This window comes from Devosia psychrophila, assembly GCF_000971275.1.
Taxonomy (GTDB): domain Bacteria; phylum Pseudomonadota; class Alphaproteobacteria; order Rhizobiales; family Devosiaceae; genus Devosia; species Devosia psychrophila.
The window spans coordinates 1-599 of sequence record NZ_LAPV01000236.1 but is presented as its reverse complement, the minus strand read 5'-3'; the positions used below and the strand labels follow the sequence as shown (position 1 = coordinate 599).

2 protein-coding genes are annotated in these 599 nt (G+C 58.1%); both read right to left on the bottom strand.

The annotated features are described in order from the left end of the window. Positions 1-290: nitrilase-related carbon-nitrogen hydrolase (locus WH91_RS21665; RefSeq protein ID WP_282567551.1), on the bottom strand; the 290-nt coding region annotated here is incomplete at its 3' end. Continuing rightward, positions 287-562 carry an RraA family protein gene (locus WH91_RS21660; protein ID WP_248305843.1) on the bottom strand — a complete coding sequence of 92 codons (276 nt, stop codon included), beginning with the start codon at positions 560-562 and terminating at the stop codon, positions 287-289. The genes WH91_RS21665 and WH91_RS21660, both read right to left, overlap by 4 nt. Between the last annotated feature and the right edge of the window lie 37 nt (positions 563-599).

Below are 599 nucleotides of genomic sequence, written 5' to 3'. Positions count from 1 at the left end.
TAGCAGACGGTGTCGTCGCCGGCGATGCGCTCCAACATGCTTCCTGCATGCACCCATGTGCGATGCTTTGCAGCAAAATCGGCTATTGCGCGATAGGCTTCGCCGTCAGGCAAGTTATCGGCGGCGAGAAGCTTTTGTTGGGCGGTACCACCTGACCAGTCGAAATGTTCCGGCAGGACAAGAATATCCGGCTGGGAAGCATCGACGGCCTGTTTCATGAGGTCGGTTGCCTGGCGCAAATTGTGGGCGCGATCAGGCTGGGAATTCATCTGGATCATTGCCAGTTTCATTGGCTGTTCTCGCGATCGAAGTCGAAAATGGAGTGGCCGGTTAGGAGATGTTGCCGTACGGCCAGCGATCGCTGCTGGCGCGATTTCGCAACAACGGCGACTTCGCGCATGCGAGCGGGATCGGCGACGTAGATGCCACTGTCATCTGCGAGAACGCAGTACCCTGGCATGACGACAGTTCCACCGCAGGAGATCGGGAAATTAACCTCACCCCCAAGTTTGGTGTGTCGCGACGTCGTTTTTGCAGCGACGCCACGGCACCAGACGGGCAGGCCATTGCTGGCGATTTCCGTCGGATCTGTGCAGGGA